The organism is Cerasibacillus sp. JNUCC 74, assembly GCF_053667775.1.
The window spans coordinates 3784547-3804123 of record NZ_CM132207.1 but is presented as its reverse complement, the minus strand read 5'-3'; the positions used below and the strand labels follow the sequence as shown (position 1 = coordinate 3804123).

Annotated in this window: 12 protein-coding genes; 7 read left to right on the top strand and 5 right to left on the bottom strand. The window is 36.9% G+C overall.

Features of this window, described 5'->3' with window-relative positions; translation table 11 throughout:
- Positions 1-108: 108 nt before the first annotated feature.
- Positions 109-1416, bottom strand: coding sequence for a branched-chain amino acid transport system II carrier protein (brnQ, locus tag JNUCC74_RS16890; RefSeq protein WP_454066199.1), 1308 nt, complete (start codon positions 1414-1416; stop codon positions 109-111).
- A 579-nt stretch (positions 1417-1995) separates the two neighbouring features.
- Here brnQ and JNUCC74_RS16885 point away from each other — a divergent pair.
- A complete protein-coding gene (locus JNUCC74_RS16885; RefSeq protein WP_454066198.1) occupies positions 1996-3849 on the top strand; it encodes a cation:proton antiporter in 1854 nt (617 codons plus the stop codon).
- Between the two features lie 61 nt (positions 3850-3910).
- Here the strand turns inward: JNUCC74_RS16885 and JNUCC74_RS16880 are convergent, their stop codons facing one another.
- Both JNUCC74_RS16880 and JNUCC74_RS16875 read right to left on the bottom strand, forming a co-directional pair.
- Positions 3911-4093, bottom strand: coding sequence for an SE1832 family protein (locus tag JNUCC74_RS16880; protein ID WP_077318569.1), 183 nt, complete (start codon positions 4091-4093; stop codon positions 3911-3913).
- A 328-nt stretch (positions 4094-4421) separates the two neighbouring features.
- On the bottom strand, positions 4422-5510 hold the full coding sequence (locus JNUCC74_RS16875; protein ID WP_454066197.1) for an AI-2E family transporter: 1089 nt from the start codon (positions 5508-5510) through the stop codon (positions 4422-4424).
- A 569-nt stretch (positions 5511-6079) separates the two neighbouring features.
- Between JNUCC74_RS16875 and JNUCC74_RS16870 the strand changes: the two genes are divergently transcribed.
- From JNUCC74_RS16870 to JNUCC74_RS16855, 4 genes are all read left to right on the top strand, one after another.
- The gene (locus tag JNUCC74_RS16870) at positions 6080-7822 is read left to right on the top strand and encodes a phospho-sugar mutase (RefSeq protein WP_454066196.1); all 1743 of its coding nucleotides are present in this window, start codon (positions 6080-6082) and stop codon (positions 7820-7822) included.
- Between the two features lie 603 nt (positions 7823-8425).
- Positions 8426-9202, top strand: a complete 777-nt coding sequence (locus JNUCC74_RS16865) for a TerC family protein (protein WP_454066195.1) — start codon at positions 8426-8428, stop codon at positions 9200-9202.
- Positions 9203-9769: 567 nt separating this feature from the next.
- Positions 9770-11167 carry an L-cystine transporter gene (locus tag JNUCC74_RS16860; RefSeq protein WP_454066194.1) on the top strand — a complete coding sequence of 466 codons (1398 nt, stop codon included), beginning with the start codon at positions 9770-9772 and terminating at the stop codon, positions 11165-11167.
- A 255-nt stretch (positions 11168-11422) separates the two neighbouring features.
- The gene (locus JNUCC74_RS16855; protein ID WP_454066193.1) at positions 11423-12460 is read left to right on the top strand and encodes an ion channel; all 1038 of its coding nucleotides are present in this window, start codon (positions 11423-11425) and stop codon (positions 12458-12460) included.
- Between the two features lie 252 nt (positions 12461-12712).
- On the opposite strand, the gene JNUCC74_RS16850 is transcribed toward JNUCC74_RS16855, so the two are convergent.
- Complete coding sequence (locus JNUCC74_RS16850; protein WP_454066192.1) at positions 12713-14521, bottom strand: DNA ligase D; 1809 nt, start codon at positions 14519-14521, stop codon at positions 12713-12715.
- Between the two features lie 521 nt (positions 14522-15042).
- Here JNUCC74_RS16850 and ku point away from each other — a divergent pair.
- Together ku and JNUCC74_RS16840 are read left to right on the top strand one after the other, a co-directional pair.
- The gene (gene ku / locus JNUCC74_RS16845) at positions 15043-15894 is read left to right on the top strand and encodes a non-homologous end joining protein Ku (protein ID WP_454066191.1); all 852 of its coding nucleotides are present in this window, start codon (positions 15043-15045) and stop codon (positions 15892-15894) included.
- Between the two features lie 800 nt (positions 15895-16694).
- Positions 16695-17705 (top strand): acyltransferase family protein, encoded by a 1011-nt coding sequence (locus JNUCC74_RS16840; protein ID WP_454066190.1) that lies wholly within the window; start codon positions 16695-16697, stop codon positions 17703-17705.
- Positions 17706-18058: 353 nt separating this feature from the next.
- On the opposite strand, the gene JNUCC74_RS16835 is transcribed toward JNUCC74_RS16840, so the two are convergent.
- Positions 18059-19408 (bottom strand): YjiH family protein, encoded by a 1350-nt coding sequence (locus tag JNUCC74_RS16835; RefSeq protein ID WP_454066189.1) that lies wholly within the window; start codon positions 19406-19408, stop codon positions 18059-18061.
- Between the last annotated feature and the right edge of the window lie 169 nt (positions 19409-19577).

Below are 19577 nucleotides of genomic sequence, written 5' to 3'. Positions count from 1 at the left end.
TCCTTTACATCCTTTATCTTAACATAATATCCCCTTTGGTTTAGCTGAAAAGGTTAGGATAACTGATCTTTGGATTGTAAAAAAGTAATTTGCTTTCATAGGGATCCCTTACCCCTGTTCATGAAGAGGTCGATGTTGTCGAAATAGAGATAGAATCCAGCCAAGGACACCCCCGATTAGAGCAGGTACCAGCCAGCCTAATCCAATATTGCTAAATGGAAGCACGGCAAAATAATCAGCAACTAGTGGAATGGTTACTTCTAACTCTTGTAAGCCATCATACAAGCTCACAATGGAAGTAAATAGAATAGTTCCTCGGTAAACAGCTTTCCTACTACCAAATAAAGGTTGCATAAATGTTAACAGAATCAGCACAATAGCGATTGGATATAAAAATACTAATGCTGGAACAGAAAAGCGAATAATCGTATTAAGTCCTTGATTAGCAATTAAATAACTTGCTAGTGTAATAATAACCGCAAGCCATTTGTATGATAGTGGACTGATTTTTGCGAAAAATTGAGCAGTTGCAACGACGAGTCCTACAGATGTTGTAAAACAGGCTAATGTAACGATAATCCCAAGTAATAATGTACCTGAGGTGCCAAAAATGCTTGTAGCAGCATGAGACAATATCTCGCCACCATTTGCAAACAGTTCCCCTTTTGGCAATTTCGCACTAATCCAACCGAGAGTAGTATAAACAATGATTAAGCCTATTCCGGCGATAAATCCTACCTTTAACGTAGCTTTAATTAGCGCTTGTCGAGATGAAAGTCCACGTTCTTTAAATGTTTGTACAACAATAATCCCGAATGCTAAAGCTGCTATGGCATCCATTGTTAAATAACCTTCAATAAAACCAGTGAAAAACGGGCTTTCCTTATAATCTCCTGTAGCTGGCTGCAGTGGTTTATCAAATAAAAGAAGGCCACCAATGACAAGGATGGCTATCGAGAGCAATAAGATCGGCGTTAAAATTTGGCCAATTCGGTTAACCATTTTGGATGGATTTAGGCTCACTAAAAAAACAGCTAGAAAAAATATACTTGTAAACAACCATAAACTTTCTGAGGAGGCTGTTGTTAGAAAAGGTTCGATACTCATTTCATAACCTACTGTAGCAGCTCTAGGAATTCCAAAAAAAGGTCCGATCGCTAAATAAACAAGACAAGTAAAAAATAGTCCAAATAACGGGTGTACGGGGTTACCTAATTCCCTAGCATCTTCTTTTACATAGGAAATAGCAGTAACAGCAAGGATAGGGAGCCCGATTCCAGTCATGATAAATCCTACAATGGCTGAGAAAAATGAAGAACCTGAAGACACCCCTAATACAGGTGGGTAGATTAAATTACCGGCACCAAAAAATAAGGCAAATAACATAAAGCCGACGATAAACGTATCTTTTTTCAATTTCTTTCCCTCTTTCTAAAATATAAAAATAAAATAAATAATAAACTAATTTTTCCAAATTAACTGACAATAAAAATAAAAGTGCTTGAATCCTTAAGGTTACTGCTAAAGCATTTGGACGTTATTTTCTGAAAAATAATGCAAAGCAGCAACTATAATAACAGTAGTTTGTTTTAATTGTCAATAAATACATGAAAAAGAAAAAAAGTTTGCAATTATTATTTTACAATCATGTTTCTATAAAACAGTTTACATTCTTGCTATTCCCCTTTAAAATGTTTTTATCTTATGCGTTTAAAATGTATAAGTGCAACGAACAGGTTGCTAAACGTCAGGGGCTGAAGATAGCCAAGCTTTCTTGCGCTATAAGTAAAGTATAAAACTTTGGAAAGGTGTTTTAAAAAGGAATGCATAGTCTGGGTTTTCTAGCTCGTTTCGCTAGCACAACTTAGATTTATATTTTTAAGGTTGCCTTAGCAGAAACCTACTCGCGATCCAAGAAGTGAGGGAGTCATTATTGGGGATGGAATGAATTCAATATTGGCGCCTTATAATAATATTTAAACTAGGGGGTATGACATGGTTCCGTCTTTATTATTTGAAATCATGCTAATAGGTCTTTTAGGGATTGGTTCACAATGGGCTGCATGGCGTTATCGAATGCCGGCAATTGTTGTAATGTCGATCACAGGTCTGTTGGCTGGGCCTGTTTTAGGTATTATGAATCCTGAGGAAGACTTTGGTAATTTATATAGCCCGATCATTTCTGTAGCTGTTGCTATTATATTATTTGAGGGCAGTTTAAATTTAAATTTTAAAGAGCTGCGAGGGCTTGGTAAGCCGGTATTTCGCATTTCTACAGTTGGTGCATTTATCGCCTGGATTCTCGGCTCTCTTACTGCCCATTATATTGCCGGGCTTTCCTGGGCCGTTGCATTTGTGATTGGCGGCTTGTTTATTGTTACTGGCCCAACAGTTATTATGCCATTGTTACGTCAATCCAAGTTAAAGGCAAGGCCTGCAAAAATCCTGAAATGGGAAGGGATTATCGTTGATCCGATTGGTGCATTACTAGCCGTTTTTGCTTTTGAGATTATCACCTTTTTAACGGCAACAAATCCAGATATAAACCAACTGTTACTATTTTTTGCTGCTTCCATATTTGCTGCTATCTTTGGCTGGGCATGTGGAAAAGGGATTGGCTGGATGTTTGAAACCGGGCATATTCCGGAATTTTTAAAGTCGCCAGCTGTCGTTATTGTCGTGATTCTTTGTTTTACAGTTGCGGATGAGATTGTTCATGAAACGGGCTTGTTATCCGTTACCGCAATGGGAATTACGCTAGCTAATATGGGAATCAGTTCTATTTCAGATATGCGCCATTTTAAAGAAAATATCTCTATTTTGCTTATTTCCACGATCTTCATCATGTTAACTGCATCTTTACAATTAGAGACATTGCTGCAAATTTTTAGCCCCAATATTATCGGTTATGTTTTGTTAATGATGTTTGCCGTTAGACCATTATCGATTTTCCTTTCAACCATTGGAACAAGCCTATCCTTTAATGAGAAAGCATTAGTAGGATGGATTGCTCCAAGAGGAATTGTAGCACTAACGGTGTCTGGCTATTTTGCGGGTGTTTTAACCGAACAGGGTTATGAGGATGCACATATTTTAACTACCCTTACCTTTGGTCTTGTTTTCTTTACCGTTGTGGCACATGGTTTTTCGATTGGCTGGTTATCAAAAAAGCTACATCTATCTATGGAAGGAAAACCAGGAGCTTTGATCATTGGAGCAAATCGATTTACAGTGGAGTTAGCAAAATCGTTGTCCAAGGCGAATTTTCCAGTCATTATTGTTGATTCTTCATGGGAAAGACTTCGCCCCGTACGTGAGGCCGGGATTAATTTTTACCATGGGAATATTTTGTCTGAGCAAACCGAATACAACTTAGACACGATCCCTTTTGAGTATCTGCTGGCTGCAACGGATGATCATGCGTTTAATTCATTAGTGTGTACGACATTTATGCCGGAGTATGGTCGAACAAATGTGTTTAAAATAAGCCCATTCGATCAATTGAGTAAAGAAGCAACAGTTGTATCTAGAGTTGGCGGGCGTATTTTATTTGATAAAAAATTTACGATGGAAGATTTATTGGATAAGTTGGATAACCATTATGTCTTTAGACAGACGACGTTAACTTCGCAATATAATTATAAGCAATATTTAGCGGATAAAGATGATTCGACCGTTTTTCTGTATTTGATTAAACCATCTGGACAACTCAAGTTTTACTCCGAGGAAATGCGAACAGTACCGGCAGTAGGTGACCGAATTGTTAGCTTAACTCCACCAAATAAAGAAAAAGCAAAAATTCAAGCAAAATTGGATAATCAGCGAAATGGGCAAAATAAAGAAAATTAATTTTGAGGATAACTTGAAATGGAAGAATAGATTTAGAAAAATAGCTTGGTGATGAGCCAAGCTATTTTTCTAATTCAACTAGTTGTTTATTTACTTCCGCAATTTCCCCTTCCAAACGAATAAGCTGTTCTTCTGCAGATGAAACTCGACCACCTACATATTCCAGCTTATCCATATCCCCTTGGATCCGGACATAATCAGATTTTAATTCATCCAGTTTAGCAAGTAATTTTTGTTTAGACATCTCCAGTCTCCCCCTTTTTACTCTAGTGTAACGAAGAATCACATTACAAAACAAGAAGAACCTTTTCTTTTATAACGACGCATTAACTTCTAACATGTTTAATGATAAAGGGAAACTACCATGAATGGGGGGTTCTTTCTCCCCCCCATTCATGGTAGTACCGCAAAGAGTGTGACCTAAAGACCCTTGAACGAATCGGACATTTATTACAAGTTTCCTCCACCTAGATTTCTTGATTCCTCTTACTCCTCTAGGTGGAGTCTTACTGCCAGTTAGATGTGGAATAAAGCGGAAGCCAAGTCTTACATCTTGCTTCGTTTTATATGAATTAAAGTAATGCATCCTCTTTATTTTTTTTCGAATCGATATATGTTTGGTAAAAGTGAATAATGATCGTTTTAATAACGGCATAAAATGGTACGGCAAATAAAATACCTAAAAAGCCAGCAATACTTCCTGCTGCTAGAATGACAGTAATAACTGTTAACGGATGTAAATCTAATGCTCTTCCCATAACATTTGGCGAGATTAAATTACTTTCAATTTGCTGGGCCGCAATCATGACTATCGAAACCCAAACGACCATAATAGGTTCCTGAAAAGCACCAACGATTAACGCAGGGATAACGGCAATAAACGGTCCGGCAAATGGGATAACGTTCATCACCATAGCAAATAAGGCAAGTGTCAGGGAATAATTTAAATCGATAATTAAATAACCAATAAATAATAAAACCCCTACAGCAAAACTTACAATCAGCTGTCCTTGAATAAATGAAGTTAACGTTCCGTCAAGCTTTGCAAGCAATGCACGAATATTCGCAGCTTTTTTCTTAGAAAATATTTGCGTAATAAATGGAACTAGCTTTTCTCCGTCTTTTAACATAAAGAACAAGAAGAATGGGACAAGTACTAAGGATGTAACAAAGCCAATTATATGACCGATAAAACCAAACAGATAGTTTAACATGCTGTCAATATGTGATTGCAAGTTATTTGTAAAGTCATTAATGGCTTTGTCTACCTGTTCCGGTATGGCTGTTTGATTCGATTGCCATAAAGAAATCAAATCCTGCGCCCAGTTTACCATTTTAGGAACATTATTAATTAAGTTCTTGAATTGCTGTTGGGCAATAGGTGCAATATACATATAGACAAATACACCAATAAGAATTAAAACAACAAATACAAGGATAATGGAAATGATTCGATTTATTTTCATCCGTTCAAAAAAATTAACTAACGGTTTTGTTAAATAATAGAGTATCCCTGCCCCGATAATTGGTACGGCTACCGAACCAACGATTTTTATAAACGGGGTAAATATAAAATTAGTAACAGAGATTAATAGAACTAACGTAAAAAATAAGATAAAAAATACTAAAACCTGAAACCAGCGTTTATTGACCAAATACATCCCCTACTTTCCGAGTTCATCTACGGTTTATTTTACCTTTTTATCATAAAAATAGAAAGTGTAACTCTTGAAAAAAGCATGTGATAAGGATCAGCTTTTCGTTGTCATCAAGATAAGGAAACTATTTGTTTGGTTTTTCCTCAATCATGATAAGAAGTAGAATAAAAGCTGAAATCTCAGGCGGCCTTTGAAAAACGCCGTTATTGCTGAAAAAGCAACTTTGTTCTTAAAAAACGTTTCTTTGCCTAATTAAGAAGCCTTACATTCTATGAAAAAGGAAAGCACTTTTCTGTCGATGGATCAATGTCGTAGTCCCTTGCTGTCTATCGTTCCAAATAATCGACCATTTAGGCGCCATTTCCACTTGTAATTTTTTGTATTCTCTATCAATCTTGAAGTAGAAGTCTTATGTCCCTTAGAGGCGGGATAAAAATAAAGGTCAGCTCAAAAAACATTTTCTATTAATTTATCCATTTTACACGTATTCTAAACGGGAGAAAGGGTTACCATAGAATAATTCGATGAAATATGCTAAAATTCGTATAGATTAAATGGTTGGAGGACAGACAATGAAAAGCTGGGAGCACATATATAAAAAGTGGAATTCCTTTCGAGATCTTGAACCAGATTTAAAAACACAACTAGCAAAGTTAAAAGACGATCCTATAGCATTGGAGGATGCATTTTATAAGGAATTAACCTTTGGTACCGGCGGCATGCGTGGTGTGATTGGACCTGGTATCAATCGGATGAACGTATATACCATTCGTAAAGCAGTAGATGGTCTAGCAAACTATTTATTAGAAAATACCGTGAATGTGAGAGATCGCGGTGTTGTTATTGCTTATGATTCTAGGCATATGTCAAAAGAATTTGCCTTAGAAACTGCAAAAGTATTAGGTGCATATGGTATTGCTGCATATGTATTTTCTTCGCTTAGACCGACTCCACTATTATCATTTGCAGTGCGTTATTTAGGAACAGTTGCTGGAGTAATGATTACAGCCAGCCATAACCCACCAGAATATAATGGTTTTAAAGTATACAATGAGGATGGTGGGCAAATTACACCGAGTCAAGCTTCTGATATTATTACATATATTAATCAGACAGAAGATGAATTGACAGTTCCAGTTTTAGAAAAAGCGGAGTTAGAGGAAAAAGAACTGCTAATTTGGATCAAAGATGAAGTTGATAATGCATATTTACAGAGATTATTACAAATATCAAAGTTACCATCTACGGAAATAGCCAAAGAAAAAAACATGCCAGTTGTTTTTACACCTTTACACGGAACGGCTTATGAATTAGTTCCTCAAGGTTTAAAACAATTGAATTTCACAAAAGTTCACATGGTCAAGGAACAAGCTATTCCTGATCCAGAGTTTTCCACTGTTGCTTCGCCGAATCCTGAAGAACATCAAGCATTCGCTTTGGCAATAGAAAAGGGGAAGCAGACCGATGCGGTTATTTTATTAGCAACAGACCCTGACGCAGATAGATTGGGAGTAGCTGTAAAAAACAAAGCTGGTGAATACCAGGTATTAACTGGAAATCAGCTTGGGGCTTTAATGCTCGATTATATTTTATCCCATAGTGATTTAGATTTATTAAAGAGTGGCCGCATGTTAAAAACAGTAGTTACATCCGAGCTTGGAAAGGCTGTAGCCGACTATTATGGTATTAAAACGGTTAATACACTTACAGGGTTTAAATTTATTGGTGAAAAGATTAGACAGTTTGATTCAACTGGTGAATCATTTGTATTTGGTTATGAAGAAAGTTATGGTTATTTAATTAGCAGCTTTGTTCGTGATAAAGATGCCGTACAGGCTTCAACGATGGCGTGTGAAATGGCATATTATTGGTATGAGCAAGGGAAGACATTATTGGATGTATTAGACGATTTATTCGCTAGACACGGCTATTATTTTGAAGGCATGGATTCGTTAACCTTGAAGGGAAAAAGAGGTTCAGAGCAAATCGCAGCGATTATGGATTATATTCGTAAAGAACCTATGCACAAAATTGGCGGACTTCGAGTTGAACAAGTGGAAGATTATCTTGTTAGAACGCGTAAATGGCTCCATGATGAAAAACAAACTGAACCCATCGAACTTCCAAAAGAGAACATGGTAAAGTTTATTCTTGAGCAAGCATGCTGGGTATGTTTGCGCCCGTCTGGTACAGAACCGAAGCTTAAATGCTACTATGGAGTGCGCGGCAATAGTGAAACTGAAAGTAGGGAAAAATTAGCTGCTTTACAAGCTACGATGAATCAGGTTTTAAAACAAATACTAGAAACAGAGTAGAAGTTAGATTTATAACTTAGTAGTTGACATTGTATACTTAAATGATGTTTAATATAAAAGTAATTTCAATTTCCTAATTAAAGGGGAGTAGCTGTACAATTTTAGTCGTCATTACGAGATCATTCTCCGGCTGAATTGGCAACGATAGAACGTTGTTAGCGAGACCTTTACCAATCGTGGTAAGGGTCTTTTTTGATGGGTTCTTACCGATTGGTAGGAACCATTTTTTATTGCCTAGGAAACGATATCCGTTTTGCATGGTAGGTGTCTTTTCTAAAAGTGGCTTCGTCTAGCTTATGCGCTTCAGCTATAGCGAACTTCGCTTATCTTTATGCGATAAGTTAACATCGGCTCGAATCTAAAGGAAGACCGACGAAAAGCGGGCTTGCCGCTCAGGCGTCGGCATACCCCTGTTGCAGAGGATGTTTTCTTTATCCCTTCAGAAGATCTGCCGTTTTGTATGTCGCTAACCCAGTGCTTCGAGCTTTTGTTATACTAATCTCTTTAACAGATTGGGATAACTTGGAAGGCTTTCATGAAAGGAAGGGTTTCTGCCGACGTTTAGAAGTTTCCGGTCGTAACCAGAGAAAGGAGAAGGATTTTATGGGCGCTGAATTATTCATTGAGTATTTATGGGTCTTAGTTGTACTTGTTGGTTTGGAGGGGCTGCTTGCAGCAGATAATGCGCTTGTGTTAGCGATTATGGTAAGGCATCTTCCAGAAGAAAAACGAAGAAAAGCATTGTTTTATGGATTGGCTGGGGCTTTTGTACTTCGCTTTGGTTCGTTATTCATTATTTCGTTCCTTGTCGATGTTTGGCAAGTACAGGCTCTTGGTGCTATATATTTACTTTTAATATCAGGTAAAAATCTGTATGAAAGATTTAAACCAAGAAAAGAAACGGATAAGAAAGGTACAAATGATAAAGCTAAAGGAAGCGGATTTTGGATGACTGTGGTAAAAGTTGAGTTCGCAGACCTTGCGTTTGCCGTGGATTCTATTCTAGCAGCTGTCGCATTGGCTGTAGCTCTTCCGCCAACCGGTTTAGGTCATATAGGAAGTCTGGATACGGGACAATTTCTAGTTGTTTTTGCAGGTGGTATGATTGGTCTTATAATTATGCGGTTTGCAGCTAATATTTTTGTAGAATTATTAAATAAACGACCTGGATTAGAGGTAGCTGCCTTTGTGATTGTCGGCTGGGTCGGTGTAAAGCTTAGTATGATTGTGCTTGCCCACGAAGAGATTGGGCTAATTCCAGAAGGGTTTCCACATTCTACCTTATGGAAAACCACATTCTATATTGTTCTAGTAGGAATTGCTATAATTGGCTGGTTTGCGTCAAATACGTCAAAGAAAAAGACAAAGGATCGCAGCTGATTATTTACAAGATTTTATAATTTAATGTTCCTATGTATGAATTAGACTCGATGTATTAATTTTTACGTGACTTTATGAACGCCCTGTACAAGCCATTTTTTAACTACAACAATGATTCTGCTAATAGTCATAAAAACTATATTTATCGTTTCTTCACCGCCTGCTTTTGATCGCAGGCGGTGATTGCTAGGAAAATAATCTGTTTTTACATGGTGAATATCTTTTTTGAAAGTAGCTTCGTGGTCTAGCTTATGCCCTCAAGTATTCCTACGATAAGTTACCATGTTTTCTTTATACCAAATGCAAGGTGTCGTAAGAGGCTAGCTTAAACTACTGTGCAGTCTGTACAGTAGTTTTTCTACATATATAATATGAAGGGTTTACTATAAATAGATATCGATGAGGAAACTATTTTCTTGACATGGGCGATAAAACATTGTATTTTTATGAAGTCATACTATTTTTATCGGATTAATATTGTATAAAAATGGAACGATAAGCGACAAGTTGCATAAAATAAGTCAAATTTATATGCAAAAAATAAATATAGCGAGGGAGTCAAAAGAAATGGATACGCTTTTTGTGATTATTAACATTATTGTGTTACTAGCACTTATCGGTTTACTTATTTGGATGCAAAGAAAGCATTTTTCATTTACTAAACGTGTATTCACTGGACTAGGTGCAGGAATTGTATTAGGTGCGGCTCTGCAATGGACTTATGGCGCTGGATCTGATATTTTATTAAAAACAACCGATTGGTACAGTATTGTTGGAAGCGGCTATGTTCGTTTTCTGATGATGATCGTTATTCCACTTGTACTCGTATCGATTATTCAGTCAATTATTAACTTGGAAAAAACAGCAGAGTTAGGAAAAATGGCTAGCTGGATCATTGGAATTCTTATTTCAACAACGATGATTGCAGCTTTAGTTGGGATCGGAACAGCTACTGTCTTTGATTTAAGTGCTGAAGAGATTGAAGCAGGGCAGGCAGAGAATGATCAAGGGGCAATGCTTGAGACAAAATTAACAGAAGAAGTAGAAAGTCAAACAGCTGCTCAAAAGATTGTCAACTTTATTCCGTCTAATATCTTTTTAGATATGACTGGAGAACGTTCTACTTCGGTTATTGCTGTTGTTATCTTTTCGATTATTGTCGGTATTGCAGTACTAGGAGTAAGAAGGAAAAACCCAGAACAAGCGGAAATGTTTACAAAAATTATTAATTCATTGTACGCTGTAGTAATGCGAATTGTAACTCTAATTCTTCGTTTAACTCCATATGGAATATTGGCATTGATGGCAAATACAGTAGCTAGTACAGATTTTGCAGGAATTGTAGAGCTTGGTAAGTTCGTTATAGCTTCTTACGTTGCATTAATCACTATGTTTATTATCCATCTCCTTCTTGTTGGTTTGTTTGGCTTGAGTCCATGGATGTATTTACGTAAGGCTATTCCGGTATTAGGTTTTGCCTTTACTTCGCGTTCAAGTGCGGGTACAATTCCATTAAATATCCAAGCTCAACAGCATTCTTTAGGAGTGGATCAAGGAATAGCAAATATGTCTGCTTCCTTTGGGGCTACGATGGGGCAAAATGGGTGTGCGGGTGTATATCCGGCGATGCTTGCTGTCATGATTGCACCTACCATTGGCATTGACCCCCTATCACCGGCATTTATTGTCCAGCTTGTGTTAATTATCGGTATTAGTTCGTTTGGAATTGCCGGTGTTGGCGGTGGTGCAACATTTGCAGCGCTGATTGTTTTATCATCGATGAATATGCCTGTCGCTTTAGCCGGATTATTAATCTCTATTGAAGCGTTTATTGATATGGGACGTACAGCACTAAATGTAAATGGATCTATGGTTACAGGTACAATAACAGCTCGCATATTAAAAAAATTAAATTTAAAAACATATCAGGATAAAACAGCGATTCAGGAATCAACGCAATTATAAAAGTAATGGGGTATTATCTTTCATTGCGTAAGATAGAATTCACATATAATCAGCCACGCTTGCATGTGATGCAAGTGTGGCTTTTTTCTGTTCTGGACTATCAAATAGTGCGGAAACCGATTGGCAAATACAACTTTAGCACTGAGGTCGCTTACGCAAAAACTTGCCACTGACCAAGTTTTTCTAAGCAACTTACAGGTGGAAATATGTTACTATTTTATTATTCAGGAAACGAAATAAGAAGAGGGAGAGTATATGATATTTTTTAAGCAATTATTTGTTAAAGTTATTAAGCTTAATAATTGGTTTTTATTATTAGCGACGTTGGCATTGGTTCTTGGAAGCGGTTATTTTATTTATTTTTTAGAGCCAGATACGTTTTCCAGTCCTTTTGAAGGGCTTTGGTGGACAATGACTACTGTAACAACGGTAGGCTATGGTGATATTTCTCCAACGACTGTCAGCGGTAAGCTGTTTGCCATATTTTTATTTGTTATCGGAATCGGATTAATGACGATTTTTATTGGGAAAGTTATTGATTTTCTCAGTGTACGCAAGCGATTAAAGGAGGAAGGAAAATTGAAGATCACGACGGAAGGTCATATTATTTTAATTAATTGGACCAAGAAAGCAAAAATCGCTTTAGACGAAATTTTGCATACGTTTAATCATATACCAATAGTGATTATTGATGAAAAGCTAAAAAAGACGCCGATTCTACATGAACAAGTTGAATTTGTACATGGTAATCCTGCAAATCGGGATGTTTTGTTACAAGCAAATTTGTTAAAAAGTAAATCTATTATGATTTTTGCCCCAGAGGATCTTGTCGCTACCTCTCAAGCAGATGGTCAAACATTATTGATCGCTACAACGCTTGAAGGCATGGGGGAGGAATTTAAGCAAAATATGTATACGATATGCGAAGTTTTGGAGTCTACGCATATTCCCGCTTTTAAACATGCTAACGTTGAAGAATTTATTACAGCGAATGATACCGCAGCACATTTGGCGGCCCGCTCCATTTTATTTAATGGTTCTAGTGAAATTATTAGACAATTAACGAGCCATCAGGGCTATGATCTCTACTCAATCCGGAAAAAGGGAGATTGGAAAACATATGAACAAGCTCGTGCAGATTTAGCTGCACAGGGTGCTGTACTGATTTCCAATCGAAATGACTTTTCTATTATCAATCATTTAAAAGACCCAATTCCTGAAGATGCAGCGTTATTTATCATCTGTGATGAGGAAGTTTACACAAAAATTATAGCTCAAGCAGTACTCTCTTAAGTACTGCTTGTTACCATCACTATATTGTTATGAAAACAGATCTTAAAGTAACGTAGGTGAAATTTTTGTGTATAGGCTTTGTTCTATTTCAAGGAAAAGTCCCATGGAGTGAAGTTTCACTTTAATAAGTGTTACCTTGTGTTAAAGAGTCAAGTTGCAGTTAGGATTTCTTTATTTTGAGCAATAGTCACTTTGCTTTTTACAACCTATCCGGCTAGGATTCTACTTAGGTTGCTGGCCGGTTATTCCCTATTAATTGGTGCGATTTTGCAGAAAGGTTAAAACAGGATCAAGCTGCTGCTTTTCCTTTACGTCTTGATAAAATTGCATGGGACAACTTCTTTTGTTAATGAGCTCCAGCACATTTTTTATTGTAAAATTCAGAGGAGATAATTCATCTGTTACTTCATGCCAAAATAGAGGTGTAGCAACAGTACCTTCTGAAGTTTTTCGCGGCGAATAGGGAGCAATAATCGTTTTCCCTTTTCCATGTTGGACAAAATCAATGTATAGTCGGTCTCCACGCTTACGTTTCATTCGCTCGGTTGTAAATAAATTAGGATATGCACTTTCCATTGTCCATGCGATTGCTTTTGTAAATACAGCAGTTTGTTCATAGCTCATACTTCCTGATGGAATTGGAATATATACTTGCAGCCCTTTATTTCCAGAAGTTTTTACAAATGATTTGAGACTCAGTTCATCCAGTAAATGCTTTAGCAAATTAGCAGCTTTGATTGCCAAATAAAAGCTATCTCGATTGGGCGGGTCTAAATCAAATACAATCTCTTCCGGGGTGCTAGTGTTCATTGTTTGAAAAGGGGTATGAAATTCAATCGTACCATGATTGGCATACCAAACTAGTGCTTCGATATTTTCACAGAGAATAAGGCTTTTTCCTTCCTGAACAGAACGTCTTGGTATAAATGCAGGTGCATAATCGGGTAAATGCTTTTGAAAAAAAGTCTCACCCTCTACTCCTTCAGGGGCACGGATAATAGTGAGGGCACGTTCTTGTAAAAAGGGAAGGATATAAGGTGCGATTTCCCTAAAGTAGACAATTAAATCTCCTTTTGTATAATTTGGGGCAGGCCAGAACAGCTTGTCGGTATTTGCTAATTCTACGGATTCCGGAAGCATTGCGAGTGATAACTGTAACTGCTCCCAGGTCATATCTTTTGCTAAGGCGTCTGGAAGCAATTCTTTAAACTCCGGTTCGCGCAGCTCTTGCTCGTATAAATCAAGACTATATATTGATGCACAAATGGCAGGTGGTAAATGATAGAGGTTATGTTGCTTTTTTCCTTCCGTTTTAAACAGCTGTTGCAGTGCTTGAAATGTTTCCTGATTTAGACCATGCTTACATTTTCCGATTCCAATTGTTTCATCATTTTTAAATACAGCCACATGAAAATAGTGATTACTTTCATCAAAAGTCGTTAAAACTCCGGATATTTCTCGCCAGTTTTTTATTTTAAACCAATCCTGATGACTTCTTCCTTGCTTGTATATACTTTTCTTTCGTTTTGCAACAATCCCTTCACCTAGATAAGTATAAACGGTATTCCATAACTCCTCTGCATGATAAGAGTGAGTGACATAGCAAAGTTTATCCGTATTTATTTGTGCAAAAACTTGTTGTAATAGAGTTTTTCGTTGTTCGAGTGTTTGATTTGTCATTGGCTTCCCCTGAAACAAGATTAAATCAAATGCCATAAAGCTAGCTGGCCGCTTCATTGCCGCTGCTTGAATGGAATCCATATGATGCATTCTTGCACGCTTCTGTATCCAGGAGAAATTAGCTTGATAAGAATTATTTAATACAACCAATTCACCGTCAATGGTTAAAGGCAGATGCTGTTGAAGTTGGGCTTGTTGTGATTTACAATATGCTATGATTTCGGGAAATTTATCAGTTAAATCCGTTTTGTTTTTACTAAGTAATTGCAGATTATCTTTGGACCAACGTAAGATGCAGCGGTAGCCATCATATTTAACTTCATATAACCACTCGTTCCCCAAGGGGATTTCTGAACTGGCAATCGGTTTCATTACGTCCATTTTTTTTCGCTCCATTCTCTTTTTACATTTGGATAGAGGTTATTGTAAAGACGACAGAGGGCAAATTTCGCGGGGCTTCAATAGGAAACTATACTCGCTTTACATAATGGATATCTTTTTAAAAGCATCACGCCTAGCTATCAACTCCAGCTGTAGGAAACCTCGATCATCTTCTTACATAAAGGCAACTTTGGCTGAGAGCCGTATTTCTTCATTTGAGAAATTTCTTTATTATTTTGAAGACCTTTCTGAGAGAAGTGGCTCCTAAACCCCTGATTTGTTTGGGTGATGGGATATGGAAAACGATGACAGCGACACATCGCCGCAGAAACAGCGTTCTTCTTTTTCAAAGGAAAAAAGCACTCCTTGAATAGAGTTACATTCTATCTCGTTCTGCTGTTTGTACGCCGCTAATCGAGCACTTCTGGCTTTGTTCTTAGTATGAGCAGTTCAAAAAGAAATTAACCATAGAAGGATAAAATGACCTACTTGTGTCAAACTACCAGTAAGGAGGGATTAGTGTGCATACGATGTGGAAAGGAACGATAAGTTTTGGGTTAGTCAATATACCTGTAAAAATGCATGCTGCCACAGAAAATAAAGATATTAAACTAAGGCAATTGCATAAAGAATGTCAGTCACCAATTGAATATGAGCGGAAATGCCCGGTTTGTGAACGTCCAGTCGAAAATAATGAAATTGTCAAAGCATATGAATATGCAAAAAATAAGTTTGTTGTATTAGATGAAGAGGAATTACAAGCTTTAAGACAGGAGCAGGGAGATAAAGCAGTTGAAATCATTGACTTTGTTCAGCTTAAAGAAATTGACCCGATTTATTATGAAAAAAGCTATTACCTTTCTCCAAATGAAGGAGGGAGCAAGGCTTACGGTCTTTTACGAAATGCTTTACTGGACACAGGAAAAATAGGAATTGCTAAAATGATGATTCGTTCAAAAGAACAGCTTGCTGTAATCCGTGTGTACAAGAATACACTAGTCGTAGAAACCATTCATTATCCGGATGAAGTTCGCAGTGTAAGCGATGTCCCTAATGTTCCTAAAGAGATTGAGATGAATCAACAGGAACTAGATACGGCAAAAATGCTAATTGATCAGTTAACAACTGAATTTAATCCGGAAAAGTATCAAGATGAATATCGTAGTTCGCTGCTTCATTTGATTGAACAAAAGAAACAGCAGGATCAAACGGCAACCGCAAAGGATAAACCTGCAACTGGTGTCGCAACAAATTTAATGGATGCTTTACAAGCTTCTTTAGAACGGGCAAAGCAGGATCAGCCAAAGGCAAACCAACCTCAACAATTAAAGCAGCCAAAAAAAGTAAAAAAGAAAAAAATAGAAACTTCTTAACGGAATAAATTGAAGTTAACTAATCCTATTTAGAAAGGTTAAGTTTTAAGTGGATAGAAGCTTAATTTATCTGTAAGTGCGTGTTCAAGAAAACCGAGAAGTTCGAGGCGGAGAAGTGCCGAGTAGCTAGAGTGTATGCAGTACAAATACATGAGCGCTAGAGAAGCTTCCTCGAAACAAATTCTCAGGAAAAGGGGATATTCTTTTCCAAGGAACGGAGAAACAAGCCGATAAAGAAAACTTGGCTTAGCCGTAAGTGAAGCGCAGACGATAGCCTAGTTGGGCTTATACTTAGAACCTAAAAATTTTTAACTACGTTGAATGAAACTTCAACGCTAAAATTTTATCCGTTCTAACGTACGAAGAAATTCGACGTGTCATTTTTAGTGCATTTTTTGAACAATCTGATTCAAAAAAAGAAGCAAAAATAACACATGAATTTTTTCATGCTTGTATCCAGTGGCTAATTAGAAGATGCGCAATCTTCTGCTCGCAAAAAAATTGTTGTCACCATGAAGTCTTTTTTGCGCATTTTTGAACACGTATATGAGAATAACTAGAATGCTTTTCATTATTCACGTTTTTTAGAAAATAGTCTCTAATGATTAGAGACTATTTTCATATTCAGGATTACATAGAAATGATTATTTTTCAGCTTGGTTACAAACTGCTAACAAGTGTATGAAATCAAGCGTTGAACCATGCAAAAACTTATGAAAAGGGGTAAAGTATATAGTGCACACTTTATTAATTCACAAGTTTTTAGGAGAATTTATTATAGAGAAGGATGGGATATATCAATGGAAAGGAATTCCTTTTTTGATAATGCAAAAGTAATCCTGATCTTTTTAGTTGTGTTTGGACATATGATACAGCCGCTTACGGATGGATCAAAAAATATTAATACTCTTTACCTTTGGATTTATACGTTTCATATGCCTGCATTTATTTTTCTATCAGGCTTTTTTGCCAAAGGGGCAGGAAATATGAATTATGTATTAAAATTAATGAAAAAGCTACTGCTGCCATACGTGATTTTTCAAGCGTTATATACAGGATACTATTTTTTAATCGGAAAATCAGACTGGCAGACGGATTTATTTAGCCCACATTGGTCATTGTGGTTTTTATTCAGTCTGTTTTGTTGGCATATCCTCTTATACTGGTTTAAAAAAATTCCTCCGTTCTTAAGCGTTATCATTGCTGTGCAGATTGGATTGCTAGTAGGATATTTTGGTGAAATCGGCCATACATTTAGCTTGTCGCGAACATTTGTATTTTTCCCGTTTTTCTTAATAGGCTATTTATTAACGGAAAAACAAGTGATGGTAATCAAAAATATAGGGGTGAAAGTTGCCTCGCTTATTGTGATGGGCGGCATTGCTGTTGCTATTTATTCTTTACCTGAATTTAATTCCGGATGGCTGCTTGCTTCTAAATCATATGCCGATTTGAATATGGCTGAGTTTGGCGGGTTAGCCAGATTACTTGTTTATATAACTGCGATTATTATGGTAGCAAGTGTACTGGCATGGGTACCAACAAAAAGATTCAGATGGACTGCACTTGGAACAAGAACATTATATGTCTATTTGTTGCATGGTTTCTTCATTCAATTTTTCCGTCAGGTAGACTTGTTTGAAGTGAACGGATTTGTCGATTTTATCGGCTTAGCTATTCTGTCTTTGCTCATTGTACTGCTATTATCCAGTCGACCAGTCCAAGGAACTTGGCAGCCGATTGTTGAAGGGAAGGCATCGATTCTAAAAAACATGTATCAACAAGTTGCTAATGAGAACAGTCAAAAATAACAGCATAAGATAACAGCATATAAATATATAAAAACAGCCAGCTACGTTTATTCTGGCTGTTTTTTCGTTATTTAATAGGCCTGAGAACGTAGCCTTGGATTTACTGTTTCAAGGACATGGAAAGCTACGATAGCGATACATCGCGGTTTTTCAAGGAAAAAACACTCCTTGAATGAAGTTCTACTTTTTCCTTGTTCAAAGCTCTTCCGTCTGTCCGCCAGCACCCAGCGTTTCTAACTATTGTCCTTATGCGTATAAGAAATTTGTAGAAGTGAATCCGTCATCGGATGGTTTTAGCTGTTCAGCAACTAAGTTATCGCCAAGCTCATGACACAGGTGACTGTTCGTTTTTCTTAAAAGATAAGGTGAGCGATCAATGTAATTACTGGTAAAGTAATCAACGTCCGTAATAGAAAAATAACAGTAAGATCTTTAAAGGATACAGGCACTTTTGATCCTAATAATAATCCGCCTACCTCTGACATATAAATTAATTGAGTAACCGATAAGGCAGCGATAATAAACCGAGTTATTTCTTCTTCAATGGAAGAAGCTAAAATAGAAGGTAAAAACATGTCAGCAAAGCCAATCAAGATCGTTTCTGATGCTTCCTTAGCAGATGGGATTTGCAACAGCTCTAACAGAGGGACAAAAGGTAGCCCTAACCATTGAAATAATGGGGTTGTTTCGGCAATAATTAATGCTATTAAGCCAAATGCCATGACAACGGGAGCAACACCCATCCACATATCTAAAATGTTTTGTCCGCCTTCTTTTAAGAATTGATATACGCTTTTTTCTTTTTTTGCCCGATCGAGAGCTTGTTTGTAACTGTACGTTAGTATATTTTCTCCATTTGGTACGCTTTCAGATATTTTTTCTGTTTTTTCATGAATATACGTATCTTCTTTTTTGGAAAGTGGAGGGATACGTGGCATAATTAAGGCAGCGATAAAGCCAGCTGCTAAAACAGTACCATAAAACGGTACGAACATATGCTTAAGACCAACTTCTCCAATAATTACTAACGAAAAGGTGATCGAAACAACGGAAAAAGTGGTGCCAATAACGGCAGCCTCTCGTTTAGTATAATAACCATTTTCGTATTGTTTGCTGGTGATTAATACACCGATTGTTCCATCTCCAATCCATGACGCTAAAGAATCAATGGACGATCGACCGGGGAGACGAAATAATGGTCGCATTACTTTTGTCATAATCGTTCCAAATAACTCCAGCAAACCAAAATTCATAAGAAGCGGTAAGAATAACCCGGCAAAAAGGAAGACAGCAAATAAAACATGTAACAAATCTCCTAGCAGCATTTGCCCAGTACTTGCTCCATGGATAAATTCTGGTCCAATTCGAAAAAATACCATTATTGCAAAGATGGCAGCAACGATTCGGGTTATCGTCCAAAACGTATTGACGCAAAATAGCTGCTGAAAAAACGGTGTGATAGCAAACTTTTCTTGGCCGACAATTCTAGCGATAACCGTCATTACTGCAGTAATGACAATGATGATCATCATGATCTCTGATATTCTATCATTCAAAAGTGTTTGTACACTTTCGGCTAGGATAGCAATCGGAATTGTTAACCCAGCTTCTGTTTTTATTGGTAACATAAATAAAAAAACACCTACAAGAGATGGTACAATAAATTTTAAATGATCTATAAGTGAATATTGATTGTTTTTCATAAGAGCCCCCAACGTTTAAATGTTCATTAATTATTATAAGTGAAAATGAATGATTATCCAATGATTAATTTAAGATTAACTGGAATTTCTTAATTGTTACCTATAATTAAAAGCGATTTTTCCTTTTGCGTTGCTAGTTTTTTGAAATAGGGTTATCGTTTATTATATC

Coding starts and splice junctions, on each gene's coding strand:
- JNUCC74_RS16865 (WP_454066195.1), top strand. CDS start 8,426: ATGGGCGCTGAATTATTCATTGAGTATTTATGGGTCTTAGTTGTACTT.
- JNUCC74_RS16880 (WP_077318569.1), bottom strand. CDS start 4,093: ATGTCTAAACAAAAATTACTTGCTAAACTGGATGAATTAAAATCTGAT.
- JNUCC74_RS16855 (WP_454066193.1), top strand. CDS start 11,423: ATGATATTTTTTAAGCAATTATTTGTTAAAGTTATTAAGCTTAATAAT.
- JNUCC74_RS16840 (WP_454066190.1), top strand. CDS start 16,695: ATGGAAAGGAATTCCTTTTTTGATAATGCAAAAGTAATCCTGATCTTT.
- JNUCC74_RS16875 (WP_454066197.1), bottom strand. CDS start 5,510: ATGTATTTGGTCAATAAACGCTGGTTTCAGGTTTTAGTATTTTTTATC.
- JNUCC74_RS16835 (WP_454066189.1), bottom strand. CDS start 19,408: ATGAAAAACAATCAATATTCACTTATAGATCATTTAAAATTTATTGTA.
- JNUCC74_RS16850 (WP_454066192.1), bottom strand. CDS start 14,521: ATGGACGTAATGAAACCGATTGCCAGTTCAGAAATCCCCTTGGGGAAC.
- JNUCC74_RS16885 (WP_454066198.1), top strand. CDS start 1,996: ATGGTTCCGTCTTTATTATTTGAAATCATGCTAATAGGTCTTTTAGGG.
- JNUCC74_RS16870 (WP_454066196.1), top strand. CDS start 6,080: ATGAAAAGCTGGGAGCACATATATAAAAAGTGGAATTCCTTTCGAGAT.
- JNUCC74_RS16860 (WP_454066194.1), top strand. CDS start 9,770: ATGGATACGCTTTTTGTGATTATTAACATTATTGTGTTACTAGCACTT.